The 20,577-nt window shown below is 66.1% G+C and carries 20 protein-coding genes; 18 read left to right on the top strand and 2 right to left on the bottom strand.

Annotated elements, in window-relative coordinates; genetic code table 11:
• Positions 1-59: 59 nt before the first annotated feature.
• Together ugpA and ugpB are read right to left on the bottom strand one after the other, a co-directional pair.
• A complete protein-coding gene (gene ugpA / locus ACYVB7_RS06525; RefSeq protein WP_460505889.1) occupies positions 60-941 on the bottom strand; it encodes an ABC transporter permease in 882 nt (293 codons plus the stop codon).
• 122 nt (positions 942-1,063) lie between these two features.
• Positions 1,064-2,380, bottom strand: a complete 1,317-nt coding sequence (gene ugpB / locus ACYVB7_RS06520) for a type 2 periplasmic-binding domain-containing protein (RefSeq protein WP_460505888.1) — start codon at positions 2,378-2,380, stop codon at positions 1,064-1,066.
• A 232-nt stretch (positions 2,381-2,612) separates the two neighbouring features.
• Here ugpB and ACYVB7_RS06515 point away from each other — a divergent pair, with 232 nt between their 5' ends.
• The 18 genes from ACYVB7_RS06515 (at position 2,613) to clsB (ending at position 20,535) form a co-directional block, all read left to right on the top strand.
• Entirely contained in the window at positions 2,613-6,590 is a 3,978-nt protein-coding gene (locus ACYVB7_RS06515) for a DUF3683 domain-containing protein (RefSeq protein ID WP_460505887.1), read from the top strand.
• A 35-nt stretch (positions 6,591-6,625) separates the two neighbouring features.
• Positions 6,626-7,051, top strand: coding sequence for an HIT family protein (locus ACYVB7_RS06510; protein WP_460505886.1), 426 nt, complete (start codon positions 6,626-6,628; stop codon positions 7,049-7,051).
• Positions 7,052-7,094: 43 nt separating this feature from the next.
• A complete protein-coding gene (locus tag ACYVB7_RS06505) occupies positions 7,095-7,508 on the top strand; it encodes a gamma-butyrobetaine hydroxylase family protein (RefSeq protein ID WP_460505885.1) in 414 nt (137 codons plus the stop codon).
• Positions 7,509-7,525: 17 nt separating this feature from the next.
• Positions 7,526-8,257: a class I SAM-dependent methyltransferase gene (gene ubiE / locus ACYVB7_RS06500; protein WP_460505884.1), complete on the top strand. Its 732-nt coding sequence runs from the start codon at positions 7,526-7,528 to the stop codon at positions 8,255-8,257.
• Between the two features lie 68 nt (positions 8,258-8,325).
• Positions 8,326-9,327 (top strand): Tim44 domain-containing protein, encoded by a 1,002-nt coding sequence (locus tag ACYVB7_RS06495; RefSeq protein WP_460505883.1) that lies wholly within the window; start codon positions 8,326-8,328, stop codon positions 9,325-9,327.
• A 61-nt stretch (positions 9,328-9,388) separates the two neighbouring features.
• The gene (locus tag ACYVB7_RS06490; RefSeq protein ID WP_460505882.1) at positions 9,389-9,988 is read left to right on the top strand and encodes a hypothetical protein; all 600 of its coding nucleotides are present in this window, start codon (positions 9,389-9,391) and stop codon (positions 9,986-9,988) included.
• Positions 9,985-11,538, top strand: coding sequence for a ubiquinone biosynthesis regulatory protein kinase UbiB (gene ubiB / locus ACYVB7_RS06485; protein WP_460505881.1), 1,554 nt, complete (start codon positions 9,985-9,987; stop codon positions 11,536-11,538). The genes ACYVB7_RS06490 and ubiB overlap by 4 nt, the downstream gene beginning before the upstream one ends.
• Positions 11,539-11,633: 95 nt before the next feature.
• Complete coding sequence (locus ACYVB7_RS06480; RefSeq protein ID WP_460505880.1) at positions 11,634-11,972, top strand: FmdB family zinc ribbon protein; 339 nt, start codon at positions 11,634-11,636, stop codon at positions 11,970-11,972.
• Between the two features lie 20 nt (positions 11,973-11,992).
• Positions 11,993-12,628: a DUF502 domain-containing protein gene (locus ACYVB7_RS06475; RefSeq protein WP_460505878.1), complete on the top strand. Its 636-nt coding sequence runs from the start codon at positions 11,993-11,995 to the stop codon at positions 12,626-12,628.
• Between the two features lie 56 nt (positions 12,629-12,684).
• Complete coding sequence (gene aspS, locus ACYVB7_RS06470) at positions 12,685-14,481, top strand: aspartate--tRNA ligase family protein (RefSeq protein WP_460505877.1); 1,797 nt, start codon at positions 12,685-12,687, stop codon at positions 14,479-14,481.
• Positions 14,482-14,628: 147 nt separating this feature from the next.
• A complete protein-coding gene (locus tag ACYVB7_RS06465) occupies positions 14,629-14,949 on the top strand; it encodes an ElaB/YgaM/YqjD family protein (protein WP_460505875.1) in 321 nt (106 codons plus the stop codon).
• Positions 14,950-14,965: 16 nt separating this feature from the next.
• A complete protein-coding gene (locus ACYVB7_RS06460) occupies positions 14,966-15,382 on the top strand; it encodes a phage holin family protein (protein WP_460505874.1) in 417 nt (138 codons plus the stop codon).
• 16 nt (positions 15,383-15,398) lie between these two features.
• Positions 15,399-15,707 carry a YqjK-like family protein gene (locus ACYVB7_RS06455; RefSeq protein ID WP_460505873.1) on the top strand — a complete coding sequence of 103 codons (309 nt, stop codon included), beginning with the start codon at positions 15,399-15,401 and terminating at the stop codon, positions 15,705-15,707.
• A gap of 13 nt (positions 15,708-15,720) precedes the next feature.
• Complete coding sequence (gene nudB / locus ACYVB7_RS06450) at positions 15,721-16,179, top strand: dihydroneopterin triphosphate diphosphatase (RefSeq protein WP_460505872.1); 459 nt, start codon at positions 15,721-15,723, stop codon at positions 16,177-16,179.
• A gap of 53 nt (positions 16,180-16,232) precedes the next feature.
• Positions 16,233-17,393, top strand: coding sequence for an FIST N-terminal domain-containing protein (locus ACYVB7_RS06445; protein ID WP_460505871.1), 1,161 nt, complete (start codon positions 16,233-16,235; stop codon positions 17,391-17,393).
• The gene (locus ACYVB7_RS06440) at positions 17,390-18,538 is read left to right on the top strand and encodes a diguanylate cyclase (protein WP_460505870.1); all 1,149 of its coding nucleotides are present in this window, start codon (positions 17,390-17,392) and stop codon (positions 18,536-18,538) included. Before ACYVB7_RS06445 ends, ACYVB7_RS06440 begins: the two co-directional genes overlap by 4 nt.
• A gap of 15 nt (positions 18,539-18,553) precedes the next feature.
• Entirely contained in the window at positions 18,554-19,291 is a 738-nt protein-coding gene (locus ACYVB7_RS06435; RefSeq protein WP_460505868.1) for an endonuclease/exonuclease/phosphatase family protein, read from the top strand.
• Complete coding sequence (gene clsB / locus ACYVB7_RS06430; RefSeq protein WP_460505867.1) at positions 19,288-20,535, top strand: phospholipase D-like domain-containing protein; 1,248 nt, start codon at positions 19,288-19,290, stop codon at positions 20,533-20,535. The genes ACYVB7_RS06435 and clsB overlap by 4 nt, the downstream gene beginning before the upstream one ends.
• The last annotated feature ends 42 nt before the right edge of the window (positions 20,536-20,577 follow it).

The raw sequence follows: 20,577 nt of genomic DNA, 5'->3' as shown, positions 1-20,577 counted from the left end.
CCGAGAAAGGCCGACCCCCTTGGGGGGCAGCGACCAGAGGGAGCGTGGGGGTCAACATGTCAGTACTGCACTTTCTTCTCGACAAAGCGGAACTGCACCACCGTCAAGGCGATGACGATGCCCATGAGGATGACCGACTGGGCTGCCGATCCGCCCATGTCCAGTGCCTTGAAGCCGTCGTAATACACCTTGTAGACCAGGATGGCCGTGTCCTTGCCCGGTCCGCCGTGCGTGGCTGCATCGACGATGGCAAAGGTGTCGAAAAACGCGTAGATCACGTTGATGACCAGCAGGAAAAAGGTGGTGGGTGACAGCAGCGGGAACACGATGGTCCAGAACCGCCGCCAGGGTGATGCCCCGTCAATGGCCGCGGCCTCGATGAGCGACTTGGGAATGCTCTGCAACCCGGCCAGGAAGAACAGGAAGTTGTAGGAAATCTGCTTCCACACCGCCGCCATCACGATCAGCGCCATGGCATGGTTGGGGTTGAGCAGGTGGTCCCATTCCAGCCCCATGGCCTTGAACGCGTAGGCCACCACGCCGTAGGGGGAGGCGAACATCATCAGCCACAACACACCGGCCACCACGGGGGCCACGGCGTAAGGCCAGATCAGCAGCGTCTTGTAGAACCCCGCTCCGCGCACCACGCGGTTGGCCATGACGGCCAGCAACAGCGACAGGCTCAGGCCGATGCAGGCCACCAGCAGCGAGAACACCGCCGTGGTCTTGAACGAATCCAGGTAGCCTGCGTCGGCGAACAGCCGCGCAAAGTTCTCCAAACCCACAAACTCGGTGCTGGTGCCAAAGGCGTCCTGTTGCAGCAGGCTTTGGTAGAGCGCCTGGCCCGCGGGCCAGAAAAAGAACACCAGCACGATGGCCATCTGCGGCGCGATCAGCACCCAGGGCAGCCACCACGACCGAAAGCGAACACGTTTTTCCATGAGGGGAAACCGTCCAGGCAGGAGAGGGAAGGGCTCACAGCCCCGCAAAACACAAAACACCCAAGCCGCCAGGGCTGTGGGTGTTGAAGGGGGGGATCAAGGCCGCCAGCGCGGCCCCTGGCTCAGGACTTGTTGGCTTTTTCGAAGCGCTCCAGCTGTTCGTTGCCGCGCTTGACCGCCGAGTCCAGCGCCTCCTGCGGCCCCTTCTTGCCACTCCAGACGCCTTCCATCTCTTCGTCCACGATGGTGCGGATCTGCACGAAGTTGCCCAGGCGAACCCCCCGCGACTTGTCGGTGGTCTTGCGGATCATCTGGTTCACCGACACGTCGGTGCCCGGGTTCTGCTTGTAGAAACCGGCCTTGTCGGTCAGCTCGAAAGAGGCTTTGGTGACGGGCAGGTAACCCGTGCGCTGGTGGCTGGCGGCGGCCACTTCAGGCTTGGACAGGTAGGCGAAGAACTGGCCCACGCCCTTGTATTCGGCGTCCTTCTTGCCCGACATGACCCACAGGCTGGCCCCGCCGATCACGGTGTTCTGCGGTGCGCCCTGCACATCGGGGTAGTAGGGCAGGGTGCCAATGCCATAGCCGAACTTGCCGTTGCGCTTGACGTTGCCGTACAGCGCGGACGAGCCGGTCATCATGGCGCACTCGCCCGACACAAAGGTGGCGTCGGCTGCGTTGCCCCGGCCCTTGTAGACGAACAGACCCTGCTTGGCCATGTTGCCCAGGTTTTCAATGTGGCGCACATGCAGCGGGCTGTTGAAGGCCAGGCGGGTGTCCAGGCCACCGAAACCGTTGTTCTTGGTGGCAAACAGGGTGTTGTGCCAGGCGCTGAAGCTCTCCAGCTGCGTCCAGCTCACCCAGCTGGTGGTGAAGGGGCACTTGTGGCCGGCGGTCTTGAGCTTGGCCGCGGCCAAGGCCACTTCGGGCCAGGTGGTGGGGGGCTTCTCGGGGTCCAGGCCAGCGGCCTTGAAGGCGTCCTTGTTGTAGTGGAACACCGGGGTGGAGCTGTTGAACGGGAAGCTCAGCATCTGGCCGTTGGGGGCGGTGTAGTAACCGGAGACGGCGGGCACATAGGCGGCGGGGTCGAAGGCCACACCGGCCTTTTTCATGACCTCGGCCACGGGCACGATGGCCCCTTTGCTGGCCATCATGGTGGCGGTACCCACCTCAAACACCTGCAGGATGGCCGGTGCATTGCCCGCACGGTAGGCGGCAATGGCGGCGGTCATGGACTCGTCGTAGCTGCCCTTGAAGGTGGGCACGATCTTGTAGTCCTTCTGGCTGGCGTTGAAGTCCTTGGCCAGGTCGTTCACCCATTCGCCCAGGGCGCCGCCCATGGAGTGCCACCACTGGATTTCGGTCTGTGCGTGGGCGCTGGAGGCCATCAGTGCACCGCAGGCCAGGGTGGCCGCGGTCAGGGTGTGTCGAATCTGCATGTCAGGGGTCCTTGTGGAGAAGGGGCGGTCGCTCGCCAGGGGGCACCATCGTCCGCCAAACGGGGGCAAGCGTATGCCGCTCATGTGACAAAACCATTGCATCGGGCTTTCAGCCAAGTGTCATCGGGGGTTTCCATGCCCCGGGTGGGTGTATGTTGCACTGCGGTAACATCCCCCTCCCCCAAAAGTTCGTCTGCCGCCCGGGTTGCGCTCCCCGGAAATGGCCCTGGTCATGAATGCTCCCACCCCCCTCCAGCACCTGATGCAGCCTGTGGACGAAGCCCCCGCCCGGCTTCGCGAGATTCCGTACAACTACACCTCGTTCTCAGACCGCGAAATCGTCATTCGCCTGCTGGGCGAAGGGGCCTGGGCTGTGCTCAACCAGCTGCGCCAGGAGCGGCGCACCGGCCGCTCGGCCCGCATGCTGTACGAGGTGCTGGGCGACATCTGGGTGGTGCAGCGCAACCCCTACCTGCAAGACGACCTGCTGGACAACCCCAAGCGCCGCAACGCCCTGACCGAGGCGCTGCACCACCGCCTGACCGAGGTGCAAAAGCGCCGCACCCCGGGTGAAGACGCCGAACGCGACGCCCTGGTGGCCCAACTGCTCGATGCCGCCCGCGGTGCCGTGCAGCGGTTTGCCCAGCAGTTCGACCACATGGCCCGCCTGCGCCAGAAGGTGGTGCGCACCCTGGGCAAGTACACCGCCAAAGACAACATCAAGTTCGACGGCCTCTCCCGCGTGAGCCACGTGACCGACGCCACCGACTGGCGGGTGGAATACCCGTTTGTGGTGCTGACGCCCGACACCGAGGCCGAAATGGCCGGTCTGGTCAAGGGCTGCATCGACCTGGGGCTGACCATCGTGCCCCGTGGGGGCGGCACCGGCTACACCGGCGGGGCCATTCCGCTCACCTGGCAGAGCGCCGTCATCAACACCGAAAAGCTGGAGGCCATGACCGAGGTCGAGCAGGTCAGCCTGCCCGGCGTGGGCCACCCGGTGCCCACCATCTGGACCGAGGCCGGTGTGGTCACCCAGCGGGTGGCCGATGCCGCCGAGCGTGCAGGTTATGTGTTTGCGGTGGACCCCACCAGTGCCGAAGCCTCATGCGTGGGCGGCAACATCGCCATGAACGCGGGCGGCAAGAAGGCCGTGCTGTGGGGCACGGCGCTGGACAACTTGGCCGGCTGGCGCATGGTCACCCCCGAGGCGCAGTGGCTGGAGGTCACCCGCATCGGCCACAACCTGGGCAAGATCCACGACGCCGACATGGCCAGCTTCGAGCTGAAGTACTTCGAAGCCGATGGCAAAACCCTGATCCGCACCGAGCGGCTGGACATTCCTGGCCCCAGCTTCCGCAAGGAGGGCCTGGGCAAGGACGTGACCGACAAGTTCCTGAGCGGCCTGCCTGGCGTGCAAAAGGAAGGCTGCGACGGCCTCATCACCAGCGCCCGCTGGGTGGTGCACCGCATGCCCAGCCACACCCGCACGGTGTGCCTGGAGTTTTTTGGTCATGCGCGCAACGCGGTGCCCAGCATCGTGGAGATCAAGGACTTCATGTTCACCCTGATGAAGCCGCCTGGTGGCGGTGAATCGGGAGAACCGGGTCCCTCCCCGGTTCTGCTGGCCGGCCTGGAGCACCTGGACGACCGCTATCTGAAGGCCGTGGGCTACGCCACCAAGAGCAAACGTGGCGGCCTGCCCAAGATGGTGCTGGTGGGCGACATCGTGGGCGACGACCCCGACGCCGTGGCCCGCGCCACCAGCGAGGTGGTGCGCATTGCCAACAGCCGCAGTGGCGAGGGTTTTGTGGCCATCAGCCCCGAGGCCCGCAAGAAGTTCTGGCTGGACCGCAAGCGCACCGCCGCCATCAGCAGGCACACCAACGCCTTCAAGGTGAACGAAGACGTGGTGATCCCGCTGCCCCGCATGGCCGAGTACACCGACGGCATCGAGCGCATCAACATCGAGTTGAGCCTGCGCAACAAGCTGCAGCTGGCCGACGAGCTGCTGGCCTTCTTCCGCAAGGGCGACCTGCCGCTGGGCAAGACCGACGACGCCAACGACATCGCCAGCGCCGAGCTGCTGGAAGACCGCGTGCAGCAGGCGCTGACGCTGATCGGCGACGTGCAGGCCCAGTGGGCCCACTGGCTGGCCGAGGTGGAAAGCCTGTTCCCGCAGCTGCAGGACCACAGCCTGCGCGCCAGCTGGAAAACCCAGATCCGCGGCCCGCTGCAAAGCATTTTTGCCGGGTCCGCCTTCACCCCGGTGCTGGAGGCGTGCAACGCCATCCACCAGCGGGTGCTGAAGGGGCGGGTGTGGGTGGCGCTGCACATGCACGCCGGTGACGGCAACGTGCACACCAACATCCCCGTCAACAGCGACGACTACGCCATGCTGCAAACCGCCCACGAGGCGGTGGCCCGCATCATGGTGCTGGCGCGCAGCCTGGACGGCGTGATCTCTGGCGAGCACGGCATCGGCATCACCAAGCTGGAGTTCCTCACCGACGAGGAACTGGCTCCGTTTGCCCAGTACAAGCAGCGTGTGGACCCGCAAGGGCGCTTCAACAAAGGCAAGTTGCTCCGAAACAAGGAGCGCGCTTCGCTTTCAGGTAAAGCGGTGGAGGCTGATTTTTCTGATGATTTGGTGCGCCACGCCGACCTGAGCCACGCCTACACCCCCAGCTTCGGGCTGATGGGTTACGAGTCGCTCATCATGCAGCAGAGCGACATCGGCGCCATTGCCGACAGCGTCAAGGACTGCCTGCGCTGCGGCAAGTGCAAACCCGTGTGCGCCACCCACGTGCCCCGCGCCAACCTGCTCTACAGCCCGCGCAACAAGATCCTGGCCACCTCGCTGCTGGTGGAGGCCTTCCTGTACGAGGAGCAGACCCGCCGCGGCATCAGCATCAAGCACTGGGAAGAGTTCGAGGACGTGGCCGACCACTGCACCGTCTGCCACAAGTGCCTCTCGCCGTGCCCGGTCAAGATCGACTTCGGCGACGTGTCCATGAACATGCGCAACCTGCTGCGCAAGATGGGGCAAAAGAGCTTCCGCCCCGGCAACGCCGCGGCCATGTTCATGCTCAACGCCACCAACCCCGAGACCATCAAGCTGGCCCGCACGGCCATGGTGGGCGTGGGCATGAAGGTGCAGCGCCTGGCGCACGACGTGTTCAAGCTGGCCGCACGCAAGCAGACCAGTGCGCCCCCTGCCAGCGTGGGCACCGCGCCCATCAAGGAGCAGGTGATCCACTTCATCAACAAGAAGCTGCCGGGCGGCTTGCCCAAGCGCACGGCGCGGGCGCTGCTGGACATCGAGGACCGCAACTACGTCCCCATCATCCGCAACCCGCAAGCCACCACGGCCGAGACCGAGGCGGTGTTCTACTTCCCCGGCTGCGGGTCCGAGCGCCTGTTCAGCCAGGTGGGGCTGGCCACCCAGGCCATGCTGTGGCACGCGGGTGTGCAGACCGTGCTGCCGCCGGGTTACCTGTGCTGCGGCTACCCGCAGCGCGGCAGCGGCCAGTTCGACAAGGCCGAGCAGATGATCACCGACAACCGGGTGCTGTTCCACCGCGTGGCCAACACCCTCAACTACCTGGACATCAAGACCGTGGTGGTGAGCTGCGGCACCTGCTACGACCAGCTGCAGGGTTACCAGTTCGAGAAGATCTTCCCTGGCTGCCGCATCGTCGACATCCACGAGTACCTGCTGGAAAAAGGCATCACCCTGCCCGGGGCCGATCAGCCCGGGGCCGGTGGCTACCTTTACCACGACCCCTGCCACAGCCCCATGAAGCAGCAAGACCCCATGAAGACCGTCAAGGCCTTGGTGGGTGAGCAGGTGATCGAGGCCAAGCGCTGCTGCGGCGAGTCGGGCACGCTGGGCGTGACCCGCCCCGACATCAGCACCCAGGTGCGTTTCCGCAAGGAAGAAGAGCTGCGCAAGAACGAGCAGTCACTCCGGAATTTGCAGCAACAAAGCCAACCCAATAAAGCGGCAGAGGCCAAAAATGTGAAGATCCTCACATCCTGCCCCAGCTGCCTGCAAGGCCTGACCCGTTATGGCAACGACCTGCAAAACGGCCTGCTGGAAGCCGACTACATCGTGGTCGAAATGGCTCGGCACATCCTGGGCGAAGACTGGATGCCGCAATACGTGGCCCGGGCCAATGCCGGGGGCATCGAACGCGTGCTGGTGTAAGGGGCCGGGTGCCCCCGTCTGAAAGTTTGTTTCCTGTGAATCCTTGTCCTTTGTGCCAGGCCGATGGTGGCCTGCTGGTGGCGCGGCTGGACCGCTGCCGTGTGATCCGGGCCCAGGAGCCCGGTTTTCCTGCGCTGTACCGCGTGGTCTGGAACGACCATGTGGTGGAGTGGAGCGACCTGTCCGACGCCGACCAGATCGAGGCCATGCGGGTGGTCAACACCGTGGAGCGGACCGTGCGCGAGCACCTGCACCCCACCAAGATCAACCTGGCCGCGCTGGGCAATGTGGTGCCGCACCTGCACTGGCACGTCATTGCCCGTTTCGACTGGGACAGCCATTTCCCCGCCCCCATCTGGGGCCAGGCGCAGCGCACGGTCGAACCCGGCCAGCTGTCCGTGCTGGAGCACCTGATGCCCCGCGTGGACGAGGTGTTGCGCCAGCGCCTGCTGCCCTGGTGAGCCGTTTCCTCTTTGTCCCCACCTTTTCCCAGGAGCGTTGACCATGGCCGGATTGAAGCCCGACACCCCGTTGCCCGAGTCCCTCACGCTGCACGGCCAGTCCCGTGTGCTGGAGGTGGGCTTCAGCAATGGAGAAACCTTCCGCATCCCCTTCGAGCTGATGCGCGTCTACTCGCCCTCGGCCGAGGTGCAGGGCCACGGACCCGGGCAGGAGGTGCTGCAGACCGGCAAGCGGCAGGTGGACATCGTGGCGCTGGAACCTGTGGGCAACTACGCGGTGCAACCCACGTTTTCAGACGGCCACGACAGCGGCATCTTCACCTGGGACCTCCTGTACCAACTGGGCCGCCACGAGGCCGATTTGTGGCAGGAATACAACGACCGCTTGGCCGCAGCCGGGGTTGACCGCGATACCCCCATGCCCCCCAAGGGTGGACACAGCTGCGGCCACCCTTGACGTTGGACAATGCCCCCATGAGCACCACCCATTTCGGTTTCGAGACGGTTGACGAACGCGAGAAGGCCCGCAAGGTCCGCGGCGTGTTCGATTCGGTCGCGCCCAAGTACGACCTGATGAACGACGTCATGTCCATGGGCCTGCACCGCATCTGGAAGGCCTACACGCTCACCGTGGCCAACGTCCGCCCCGGCCAGCAGGTGCTGGACATTGCCGGGGGCACGGGTGACTTGTCGCTGGGCTTTGCCCCCCGCGTGGGCCCCACCGGGCGGGTGGTGCACACCGACATCAACGAAGCCATGCTGCGCGAAGGCCGTGCCCGCCTGCTCGACAAGGGCGTGGTGCTGCCCACCCTGGTGTGCGACGCGGAGCAACTGCCGTTCCCCGACGGCCAGTTCGACCTGGTGTCGGTGGCCTTCGGCCTGCGCAACATGACGCACAAGGACCTGGCCCTGAAGGAGATGTGCCGCGTCCTCAAGCCCGGCGGCAAGCTGCTGGTGCTGGAGTTCTCCCGCGTGGCCAAGCCGCTGGAAAAAACCTACGACTGGTACTCCTTCAACCTGCTGCCCAAACTTGGCGGCTGGATCGCCAACGACGAGGCCAGCTACCGTTACCTGGCCGAGTCCATCCGCATGCACCCCGGGCAGGAAGAGTTGCGTGCCCTCATGAAAACCGCGGGCTTCGGCCATGTGGACGTGCACAACCTCACCGGCGGTGTGGTGGCCTTGCACGTCGGCATCAAATGCTGAAACCCCGGATTCAAAAAGCAGGCCCCAGGCCGATGACCCCCATAAGAACACCTGATCAGGAGACCTCCATGAAACTGCTGTCCCTCTTGTTTGCTCTGTCCATGGTGTTGTTCACCGACACCGCGCTGGCAGCCAAACGGCTGGGCGGCGGTGGCTCGGTGGGCAAGCAATCCTCCAATGTCACCCAGCGCGCAGACGCGCCTGCATCGACCCCTGCTCCGGCCGTGGCCCCTGCCGCGGCTCCAACCAAATCGGCTTCGGCCCCGGCCACGGCGGGTGCGCCGGCCGCGGCACAACCTCAGCGCCGTCCCTGGGGGGCCATGCTGGGGGGCTTGGCGGCGGGTCTGGGTCTGGCTTGGTTGGCCTCGTCCCTGGGGTTGGGTGAGGGTTTTGCCCAGCTGCTGCTGGTGGGCTTGCTGGCCTTGCTGGTGATGGGCGTGGTCGGTGCCTGGATGCGGTCTCGCCAGCAGCGCCAGGCCGTGTCCGCCGATGGGCTGGCCTATCAGGGGGCGGCTTCGGGGGGCGGCATGCACCAGGCCCGGGACTACAGCCCCAAAAACGTGGGCAATGACGCGTCGGCCCGTCCCTGGGAGCGCAACACCACGGGGTTTCAATCCAGCCGCTTCCAGGAGGCGCCCGGCAGCCTGATCGGTTCCGCACTGCCCAGTGCATCGGCCTGGGGCATTCCCCAGGACTTTGACGTGGACGCCTTCCTGAAGGCATCCAAGACCAATTTCGTCAACCTCCAGGCCGCCTGGGACCGGGCGGACATCCCCAGCCTGCGGGCCATGATGACCGACGAGATGCTGGACCAGATCAAGGCCCAGCTGGCCGACCGCGAGCGCCAGGCCCCGGGGGCCGTCAACGTCACCGAGGTGGTGATGCTCGACGCCCGCCTGCTGGGCATCGAAGAGACCGAGGTCGAGTACATGGCCAGCGTGGAGTTCTCCGGCATGATCCGCGAAGACGCCTCCGCGGGCCCCAACCCGTTCCGCGAGGTGTGGAACATCACCCGGCCCAAGGCCGGCCCTGGCGGCTGGCTGGTGGCGGGCGTTCAGGCCCTGCAGTGACGTCCACGGGCTGACCCTGGCGCGCCAAGGTGTCGCGCCAATCGGTCAGAATCGCGGGGTTATGAACAAGACGCCGCCCCTTTCCTTCCTGCCGCCGTTGCCACCCCTGTCGTCGTTGCCCGGTGGCGCGTTGTTCCAGAACCTGTTGGACTCGGTCCAGCCCCCGCCGTGGGTGGTGGACGAGGTGCAAAACCGGGTGGTGCTGTTGCTCAACCACATCGTACAGGCCGAACCCGTGGCGCAGGAACGCATCCGGCGTCAGCGGGGCAAGACGGCCCGCCTGGTCTGGGGCCGCTTTGAACTGGGCCTGCGCGCCACACCCGCGGGTTTGCTGGAGCGTCCAGCCCCCTACACCCCCGACACGGCCCATGCCCCGGCCGACCTCACCGTCACCCTCACCGACACGCAAATCGGCTCCATCGTCGAAGCCCTGGCGCGTGGCGACAAGCCCGCCGTGGGCATCGAGGGCGATGTGCAACTGGCGTCAGAAGTGGCCTGGCTGGTGGACAACCTGCGTTGGGACGTGGAAGAAGACCTGGCCCGCCTGATGGGCGATGCCCCCGCCCATTGGCTGATGGGTGGCCTCAAGGCTGCGGCCCTGGCCGTGCGCTCGTTCGGGCAACGCTGGCAGCCGGGGGCACAACCCCCGGCCCAGGCATGATGCGCTGGTTCCGCGGGGCCTTCATCCTGTGGGTGGTGTTGCGGCACGGGCTGGACGAGCTGGTGCTCTCCAGCTTCGATCACCCCTGGCTGCGCCGTCTCACCCGGCTGGTGACACTGGGTCGGCGCCTGGACCGACCCCGGGGCGAACGGCTGCGGCTGGCCCTGGAGTCGTTGGGGCCCATCTTTGTCAAGTTCGGGCAGGTGCTGTCCACCCGCCGTGACCTGATGCCGCCCGACATTGCCGACGAACTCGCCCGGCTGCAAGACCGCGTGCCCCCGTTCTCGTCGGACATTGCGGTGGCCACCATCGAAAAGGCCTTTGGCCGCCCGGTGGACCAGGTGTTCGCCACTTTCGACCGCGAACCCGTGGCCAGTGCGTCCATCGCGCAGGTGCACTTTGCCACCTTGGCCAATGGGCGCGAGGTGGCCGTCAAGGTGCTGCGCCCCGGCATGCTGCCGGTCATCGAAAGTGATCTGGCGCTGATGCGTGTGATGGCGGGCTGGGTGGAGCGCCTGTCTGCCGACGGCAAGCGCCTCAAGCCCCGCGAGGTGGTGGCCGAGTTCGACAAATACCTGCACGACGAACTGGACCTGCTGCGCGAGGCGTCCAGCGCCGCCCAGTTGCGCCGCAACATGCAGGACCTGAACCTGGTCATCATCCCCGAGATGTTCTGGGACTTCTGCCGCACCGACGTGATGGTGATGGAACGCATGAAGGGCGTGCCCATCGGTCAGATCGACCGCTTGCGCCAGGCCGGGGTGGACTTCAAGCAACTGGCCCGCGACGGGGTGACCATCTTCTTCACCCAGGTGTTCCGCGACGGCTTTTTCCATGCCGACATGCACCCAGGCAACATCCAGGTCAGCCTGAACGCGGCCACGTTCGGGCGCTACATCTCGCTGGACTTTGGCATCGTCGGCACGCTCACCGAGTTCGACAAGGAATACCTGGCCCAGAACTTCACGGCCTTTTTCCAGCGCGACTACAAGCGCGTGGCGCAACTGCACATCGAGTCGGGCTGGGTGCCCGCCGACACCCGGGTGGACGAGCTGGAGGCTGCCATCCGCGCCGTGTGTGAACCGTATTTCGACCGCCCGCTGAAGGAAATCTCCCTGGGCATGGTGCTGATGCGCCTGTTCCAGACGTCCCGCCGCTTCCACGTGGAAATCCAACCGCAGCTGGTGCTGCTGCAAAAGACGCTGCTCAACATCGAAGGCCTGGGCCGCCAGCTCGACCCCGACCTGGACCTGTGGAGCACCGCCAAGCCTTTCCTTGAGAAATGGATGATGGAACAGGTGGGGCCAGAGCGCCTGTGGCAGCAAATCAAGGCCGAGGCCCCGCAGTACGCCAAGCTGCTGCCCGCGTTGCCGCGTCTGTTGCACGACGCGTTGCGCCAGCGCGCCCAACCCGAGGCCGACACCCTCAAGGAGTTGCTGGCCGAGCAGCGCCGCACCAACCGCCTGTTGCGCAACATCGTGTCGGCTGGTGTGGGTTTTGCATTGGGTTTGATCGTCATGCAGCTCTACCTGCGCATTTCGCTGTGGTGACGACTGGCTGACCCCGGGGCTTGAAACTCGGGGGGCTACCTATAATTGAGGGTTTTGCTCCCTTTCCGAGTTTAAATTTTCCTGGTTCAAGCCCCATGCCTATCTACGCTTACCGATGCGAGTCCTGCGGCCACGCCAAGGACGTGCTCCAGAAAATTTCCGATGCCCCGCTGACCACCTGCCCACAGTGCGGGGCCGATGCGTTTCGCAAGCAGGTCACTGCGGCGGGTTTCCAGCTCAAGGGTTCGGGCTGGTACGTGACCGATTTCCGCGGTGGCTCAGGCGGCACGGCTGCTCCGGCAACCGCCCCGGCCTCAGGCGCTACGGCCGGTGCTGCATCATCCGCCCCTGCCGCAGCGCCTGCGGCCGAAACCTCTGCTGCTGCCCCAGCAACGCCCGCGGCGTCGTGTGGTGGCTCCTGCTCCTGCCACTGACCTGAACGGACGGATTGCCCGTGGCTTCGATTCGCAAATGGCTGTTGGCAGGACTGCTGGTCCTGGCCCCGCTGAGCATCACCCTGTGGGTGCTGCAATGGGTGGTGTCCACGCTGGACCAGACCCTCAACATCCTGCCCTCTGCCTGGCAGCCCGAGCATTGGCTGGGGGTGCGCATTCCCGGGCTGGGGGTGTTGTTTGCCTTGGGGGTGGTGCTGAGCATCGGTGCCCTTGCGTCCAACATCGTGGGCAAGCAGCTCATCCACTGGTGGCATGCGCTGCTGCACCGCATCCCGGTGGTGCGGCCCATCTATTCGGGCGTGAAGCAGATTTCCGACACGCTGTTTTCCGACAAGGGCAATGCGTTTCGCAAGGCGGTGCTGGTGCAATGGCCCCAGCCGGGCATGTGGACGGTGGCCTTCCTCACCGGGGCACCCGGTGGCGAGCTGCTGGACCACCTGCCCGACGATTGCCTGAGCGTGTACGTGCCCACCACGCCCAACCCCACGGGTGGCTATTTCGTGATGGTGAGAAAAGCCGACTGCGTTGAATTGAAGATGAGCGTCGATGAGGCGCTCACCTACGTGGTGTCCATGGGCGTGATCGTGCCCGGCGGCCCCAAGACCCTGAACGCGGCGGGAGCTCCGTCCGCCTGACCTTTCACCTGCCCGGTTCGGGCGGGTTTCCACATTCCGTATCGAAAGACCCCAACATGACCATGCGCACCCATTACAGCGGTCTGGTGACCGAAGCCCTGCTGGGCCAAACCGTGACCCTTTGCGGCTGGGTCAACCGCCGCCGCGACCACGGCGGGGTGATCTTCGTCGACCTGCGCGACCGCGAGGGGTATGTGCAGGTGGTGTGCGACCCTGACCGCCCCGAGATGTTCAAGGCCGCCGAAGGCCTGCGCAACGAGTTTTGCATTCAAATCAAAGGCTTGGTGCGCGCACGTCCTGAAGGCACCACCAACGACAACCTGAAGAGCGGCAAGATCGAGGTGTTGTGCCACGAGCTGACCGTGCTCAACCCGTCGGTCACCCCCCCGTTCACGCTCGACGACGACAACCTGTCCGAAACCACCCGCCTGACGCACCGTGTGCTGGACCTGCGCCGCCCGGCCATGCAGAAGAACCTCATGTTGCGTTACCGCGTGGCCATGGAGGTGCGCAAGTTCCTGGACGCCAACGGCTTCATTGACATCGAAACCCCCATGCTCACCAAGAGCACGCCCGAAGGTGCGCGTGACTACCTGGTGCCCAGCCGCGTGCACGACGGCCAGTTCTTCGCGCTGCCCCAGTCGCCCCAGCTGTTCAAGCAGCTGCTGATGGTGGCCGGTTTCGACCGCTACTACCAGATCACCAAGTGTTTCCGCGACGAAGACCTGCGCGCCGACCGTCAGCCCGAGTTCACCCAGATCGATATCGAGACGTCCTTCCTGACCGAGCAGGACATCCGCGACATGTTCCAGGGCATGATCAAGACCGTGTTCCTGAACACCCTGGGCATTGACCTGGGCGAGTTCCCGGTCATGGCCTACAGCGAAGCCATGCACCGGTATGGCTCCGACAAGCCCGACCTGCGCGTGAAGATGGAGTTCACCGAACTCACCGACGTCATGGCCGACGTCGACTTCAAGGTGTTCAGCGCCCCCGCCCAGATGAAGAATGGCCGCGTGGTGGCCCTGTGTGTGCGTGGCGGTGGCGAAATGAGCCGCAGCGAAATCGACGCCTACACCGAGTTCGTCAAGATCTACGGGGCCAAGGGCCTGGCCTGGATCAAGGTCAACGAAGTGGCCAAGGGCCGTGACGGCCTGCAAAGCCCCATCGTCAAGAACCTGCACGACAAGGCCGTGGCCGACATCCTGGCCCGCACCGGTGCGCAGGACGGCGACATCATCTTCTTCGGTGCCGACAAGGCCAAGGTGGTCAACGACGCCATCGGTGCCCTGCGCATCAAGATCGGCCACAGCGCCCTGGGCAAGAAGAACGGTCTGTTCGACGACCGCTGGGCCCCGATGTGGGTGGTGGACTTCCCCATGTTCGAATACGACGAGGAAGACGACCGCTGGACGGCGGTGCACCACCCCTTCACCGCGCCCAAGGACGGCCACGAAGACTGGATGGTCACCGACCCCGGCAAGTGCATTGCCAAGGGTTACGACATGGTGCTCAACGGCTGGGAAATCGGTGGCGGCTCCGTCCGCATTCACCGCGCCGACGTGCAGCAGAAGGTGTTCGACGCCCTCAAGATCACGCCCGAAGAAGCCCAGCTCAAGTTCGGCTTCCTGCTCGACGCCCTGCAATACGGTGCGCCCCCGCACGGCGGCCTGGCCTTCGGTCTGGACCGCATCGTCACGCTGATGACCGGGGCCGAGTCCATCCGCGACGTGATCGCTTTCCCCAAGACCCAGCGCGCCCAGTGCCTGCTGACCCAGGCCCCCAGCCCGGTGGACGAAAAGCAGCTGCGCGAACTGCACATCCGCCTGCGCAACGTGCAACAGCCCGCCTGACCGGGCGGACGCCCATGAACGGGCTGCACGCGTACACGCCAGCCGCCTTCGGGCGGCTTTTTTTTGGGGTCTTTGATCCAGGACGACCGCAGGCCACTTCCGAGGGGCTATCCTGAAACTCCTTTCTCACTCAACCGGGAGCACTTCATGACCACCGACACCCTTGACACCACCCAGGCCCGCGAGCGTTTGGTTGCCGACCTCAAAAAGGTCATCGGCGACGCCGAGGAACTGCTGCAAGCCACGTCCGGCAGCACCGAGGCCAAGGTGGTGGCCCTGCGCGAACGCATGACCGAAAGCCTGATGGTCGCCCGCCACAAACTGCTGGACGCCGAAGAAGCCCTGGTGGCCAAGACCAAACAAGTGGCCCGCGCCACCGACGACTATGTGCACGAACACCCCTGGAAAGCCGTGGGTGCGGCGGCGGGCTTTGGCCTGATCGTCGGCTTGCTGCTGGGCCGCCGTTGACCCTGACGGAACACCCATGACCACCGACACCTCCGACGACCCGGGGTCCGTGCCGCTGACCCGCGCCCTGCGGGGCGTGGTGGACCACGGCCTGGCGCTGTGCCAGGTGCGGCTGGAACTGCTGGGGGTGGAAGCCCGCGAGGCCTTGGGCCACGCGGTGGCGGTGCTGTCGTGGCTGTTTGTCGCGGCGGTGGCGCTGGCGGTGGGGCTGGTGTTCGTGTCGGTGTTGATCACGGTGGCGCTGTGGGACCAGCACCGCCTGCTGGCCCTGATGGCGTTTTCGGTGCTGTTCCTCACCGTGGGGGGCGGGGCGGTGTGGCAGGTGCAACGGCTGTTGCGCCACACCACACGGCCGTTCTCGGCCAGCGTGGCCGAGCTGCGGGCAGACCGGGAGCGCCTGCGCCCGCGGTCGCCAGCCGGGCCATCCACCTGAGGCGGGGGCGTCGGTCATGCCGTCTTCTGCAGCCCCTGCGTTGCCCACCCTGGCCGAACGCCGCCAAGCGCTGCTGGTGAGTTCTGCGCTGCTGCGTGAGCAACTGGCGGCAGACGTGGAGGCCCTGGCCCCGCTGGGGATGGTGGCCAACCAGGTGCAGGACGGCGTCCTGTGGGTGAAGCGCCATCCCCTGTGGGTGGGGGCCGCCGTGGCCCTGCTGGTGGCGTGGCGCCCGCGCAAAACGCTGTCTGCCGGGTGGCGGCTGTGGGGGTGGTGGCAAACCGCCCGGCGTTGGGTGGATTTCATCAAGAAAATGAGGGCCTAGCGCTTTTTCTGTCTTGAAAGATTGCTGCAAAATTCCTCAGTCGGTGTTGGTGGTCATCCACACGCCCGCGTGGGACGTGTTGTTGCTGGAGCGGGCCGATCACCCCGGGTTTTGGCAGTCGGTCACGGGTTCCAAAGACCACGTGGACGAGCCCTGGGCCGACACCGCCGCTCGCGAAGTCTGGGAAGAAACCGGCTTGCGCGCCGACGCGCCGGGTCATGTGTTGACCGATTGGCGGCTGGAGAACACCTATGCCATCTACCCCGAATGGCGCCATCGGTACGCACCGGGGGTGGATGTCAACCGGGAACGGGTGCTGGGCCTGTGCGTGCCTGCCCCAAGCCTGGTGCGGCTGAGCCCGAGGGAACACACGCAAAGCCTGTGGTTGCCATGGCTGGAGGCTGCAGACCGGTGCCATTCGGCATCCAACGCCGAGGCCATCCTGTGGCTTCCGCGCCTGGGGCGGGCGTGATAAGGTCGATCAGGGAGACACACTTCAATCGGTTGGGAAACGTGAAGACAGAAGTGGCCATTCAGACCCGCCAGGACATCGTGCGGGTGCAAGTGTCGGCTGACAGCGCCGCTGAAGCGGTGTCGTCCTTGGGGGCTGCGCTGGCGCACAGCTCGCCTGCGCTGGTGTTGTGTTTTTGCGCCCCCCGTTACCCGTGGGACGAGTTGGCCCAGGCCTGGGCCAAGGTCGATTGCCCTGCGCCGGTGGTGGGGTGCACCACCGCTGGGGAAATGGGGCCCCTGGGCTACCGACAGGACAGCCTGGTGGGCGTGGTGCTGCCCGCCAAGGCGTTTTCGGCGGTCACCCGGTGCATCGGGCCCTTGAGCCGGTGGGATGCCACCGCCGGACATGCCCATGTGCAGGCCTTGCTTCACGCGCTGGAGGCCAAGGCCCCGGGTGTGGGGCCAGGCAACACCTTTGCCCTGTTGCTGGTGGATGGCCTGTCGGGCCAGGAGGAGGTGGTGACCCGCTCCCTCCAGGCCGCATTGGGTGGCATTCCCCTGGTGGGCGGTTCGGCGGGAGACGGGTTGAACTTCCAGCGCACGGCGGTGTTCCACGGGGGGCAGTTCCTGTCGGACCACGCGGTGCTGGCCCTGGTGTCCACCCACCGCCCGTTTCGGCCTTTCATGGCGCAGCAGTTCGTGGCCATGCCCGAGCGGGTGGTGGTCACGTCCGCCGATCCGAGCCGCCGCCTGGTCCACGAGATCGACGGCTACCCCGCCGCCACCGCCTACGCCCGCCTGACGGGGGTGGCCCTGTCGGACTTGGGACCGGCGCACTTTGCCCGCTACCCCCTGGTGGTGGTGATCGGGGGCATGAGCCATGTGCGCTCCATTGGCCAGGCCCTGCCGGACGGCAGCCTGAAGTTCTTTTGCGCCATTGACGAGGGCATGGTGCTGCATGTGGGCCAGGCCACCGACGTGCTGGACAACCTGCGCCACACCCTGGAGGGGATGCAAGCGGCGTTGGGGGGCGAGGTGTTTTCACTGGGTTTCGACTGCACACTTCGCCGCATGCACCAGGAGCAGGCGGGTGTCCTGCCCCAGGTGGCCGACTTGCTGGTGCAGCACGGGGTGGTGGGTTTCAGCACCTATGGCGAGCAGTTTCGCGGGGTGCACGTCAACCAGACGTTCACGGGTCTGGCCATCGGTGAGTCGTCGGGAGGTGCGGCATGAGCCTCGACGAGATCGATCCCACCGGCCAGGCCGACCCCGCCCAGCTGAAGGCCGAAAACCTCCGGCTGCGAAAGATCATCCGCGCCCTGGTGGACCGGGCCGAGCGCAGCACCGAGTTACAAGGGACCGAGTTCAGCCTGTTCCAGACCGCGGTGATGCTGGACGAGCAGGTCAAGCAGCGCACGGCGGCGTTGCAGACGGCGTTTCAGGACATTGCCCGCATCAACCGGGCACTCACGGAATCGGAAGCCCGGTTCCGGGCGGTGGTGGAGCAGTCGCTGGTGGGCATTGCCATCGTGGCCGAGGCGGGATTCAACTACTGCAACCCGCGCCTGGCCGACATGTTCGGCTACAGCGAGGCCGAGATGATGGCCTTGTCTCCGCTGGCGCTGGCCCCGCCCGAAGTGCAGTGGACCCTGGCCGAGAAAATCCGCCAGGGCCTGACGCGCGAAGTGGAGCAGGCCCATTACCAATTGCAGGGCCAGCACCGGGATGGGCACCTGCTGGACATCGAGGTGTTTGGCCGGGTGATCCTGACCGACGACAAGCCCCTGCTGGTGAACGTGGTGCTGGACGTGTCTGAACGCTGCCGCGCCGAGCGGGCGGTTCAGGTGCTGCAGGCCCAGCTCAAGGAGCAGTCGGTGCGGGATGCGCTCACGGGCCTGTACAACCGCCGCGACCTGATGAGTTCCCTGGAGCGTGAGTTGCGCCAGGCCCAGGCCGATCGGCGCCGCGTGGGCGTGGTCATGGGCGATTTGGACCACTTCAAGCGCGTCAACGACCGCTACGGTCACCCCGCAGGCGACGAGGTCTTGCGCCAGTTTGCACGCTGTCTGGTGCAAGAGGTCCGCAGCACCGATTGGTGCTTTCGTTATGGCGGGGAAGAATTCCTGCTGATCCTGCCGGGCGTGGACCGGACGGCGGCCCATGCCCGGGCCGAGGCGGTGCGCCGCAAGGTGGAGGCCGCTCCGGTGCAAGCCCATGGCCAGGCGATTGCGGTCACCGCCTCGTTCGGCGTGGCCTGTTTCCCGGACGATGGCAGCACCGCGGACCAGCTCATCAACCAGGCCGATGCCGCGCTGTACGCCGCCAAGGCGGGTGGACGCAACCAGGTGCACAGCGACCCCAGCGTTCATGGCGCGTGATGGCATCATGGGTGCATGAGCACTCTGCCCACGTTGCGCATTGCCACCTACAACATCCACAAGGGCGTCCAAGGCCTGGGGCCGGCCCAGCGGCTGGAAATCCACAACCTGGCCCACGCGGTGGAGCAGTTCGATGCCGACCTGATCTGCCTGCAAGAGGTGCGCAGTCACCATCGCAAGCTGGCCCACCGCTTCGACCGCTGGCCCGAACAAGGGCAGGCCGATTACCTGCTGCCCGAGGGGTACGAGGCCGTCTACCGCACCAACGCCCGCACCCGCCATGGCGAGCACGGCAACGCGCTGCTGACCCGCTGGCCGGTGAGCGCCGTGGGCCACGAGGATGTGTCCGACCACCCGTTCGAACAGCGCGGCCTGCTGCATGTGTGCGTGCAGGTCGAGGCACACCCCATCCATGTGGTGGTGGTGCACCTGGGGCTGTTGGCGGCCAGCCGCGAGCGGCAGGTGCAGCGCCTGGCTGCCTACCTGGACCGCGAAGTGCCCGCCCATGAACGCCTGGTGGTGGCCGGGGACTTCAACGACTGGGGCGGGCGTTTGCACGCCCCCATGGCCGCGCTGGACCTGCGCACCTTCGAGGGGGTGCGCCTGGCCACCTTCCCGTCGCGCCTGCCGGTGCTGCACCTGGACCGCATCTACGTGCGCGGCCTGCGACCGCTGAGCGCCCATGTGCCCCACGGGCGGGCCTGGCCCCGCATGTCGGACCATTTGCCGCTGATTGCCGAGTTCGGTCTGTGAGCCCCAACGTCCAACTGTCCTCCGGTCACCGCCTGGGCCTGCTGCCCGGGGGCGATGCGCTGTTTGCGGCGCTGGAGCAGGCCATGGACGCAGCCCAGGTGTCCGTGCACCTGGAAACCTACATCTTTCACTTTGCGGGTGCCCCATTGCGCGTGGCCGAGGCCTTGGCACGGGCGGCCCACCGGGGCGTGACGGTGCGGCTGGTGGTGGACGGGGTGGGCACCGGGGCCTTGCCACCCGAGTGGGCCACGCGGTTTGCCCATGCCGGGGTGGATGTGAAGGTGTACGCCCCGCTGGGCAAGCTGGGCTTGCTGCTGCCCAGCCGGTGGCGGCGCTTGCACCGCAAGCTGTGTGTGATCGACGGCGTGCTGGGGTTTTGCGGCGGCATCAACCTGTTGGACGATCGGGTGGTCCTGCCTGACGGCAGCCTGCCGCAGCCCCGGTTCGACTTTGCGGTGCGTTGCGCGGGGCCGCTGGTGGACACCATGTCCGACACCATGTTGCAACTGTGGTGGCGCATGTTGGCCCTGCGGCGCGTGCGCCAGCATGCCTTCCGGGCCGCGTGGCAGGCACTGAAGGCGGGACGGCCCGTGGGTGATTTTTCCGATTGGCGCGTGCCAACGCCCTTGTCGGGCTGGTTGTGGCGGCGCCCCCCACCCCAGGTGGACAACGCCCAGGCCACGCTGGTGCTGCGCGACAACGTGTGGCACCGCTCAGACATCGAACGGGCCTACCTGTGGGCCATCCGCACCGCCCGTCACGAGGTGCTGTTGGCCAACGCCTACTTTGTGCCCGGGGGACGGCTGCGGCGCGCCCTGGCGCAGGCCGTGGCCCGGGGGGTGCAAGTGAGGGTGCTGACGCAGGGCCGCTACGAGGGCTTCATGCAGTACCACGCGGCGCGCCCGGTGTACCGGGGTTTGTTGGATGCGGGGGTGGACATCCGCGAATACACCCCCAGCGACCTGCATGCCAAGGTGGCGGTGGTCGATGGGCGCTGGGCCACCGTGGGCTCCAGCAACCTGGACCCGCTGAGCCTGCTGCTGGCCCGCGAGGCCAATGTGGTCACCAGCGATGCCCGCTTTGCCGCCGACCTGCGCGAACGCCTGCACGACGCCTTGGCGCATGCCTCCCGCCCCGTGGACCACCAGGCCTTGCTCGACCGACCCTGGATGCAACGCTTGCAGGACCGGTTGGCGTTTGCCTTGATGCGCCTGGCCATCTTCCTCAGTGGCCACAGGTACTGAGGTGTCTTTGGGGCGGGTGTTAGCATCCTGCGCTCAAAGACC

This window comes from Hydrogenophaga soli, from assembly GCF_054777695.1.
The sequence above is the reverse complement of the archived record's forward strand: the minus strand, read 5'-3'. Positions and strand labels throughout refer to the sequence as shown.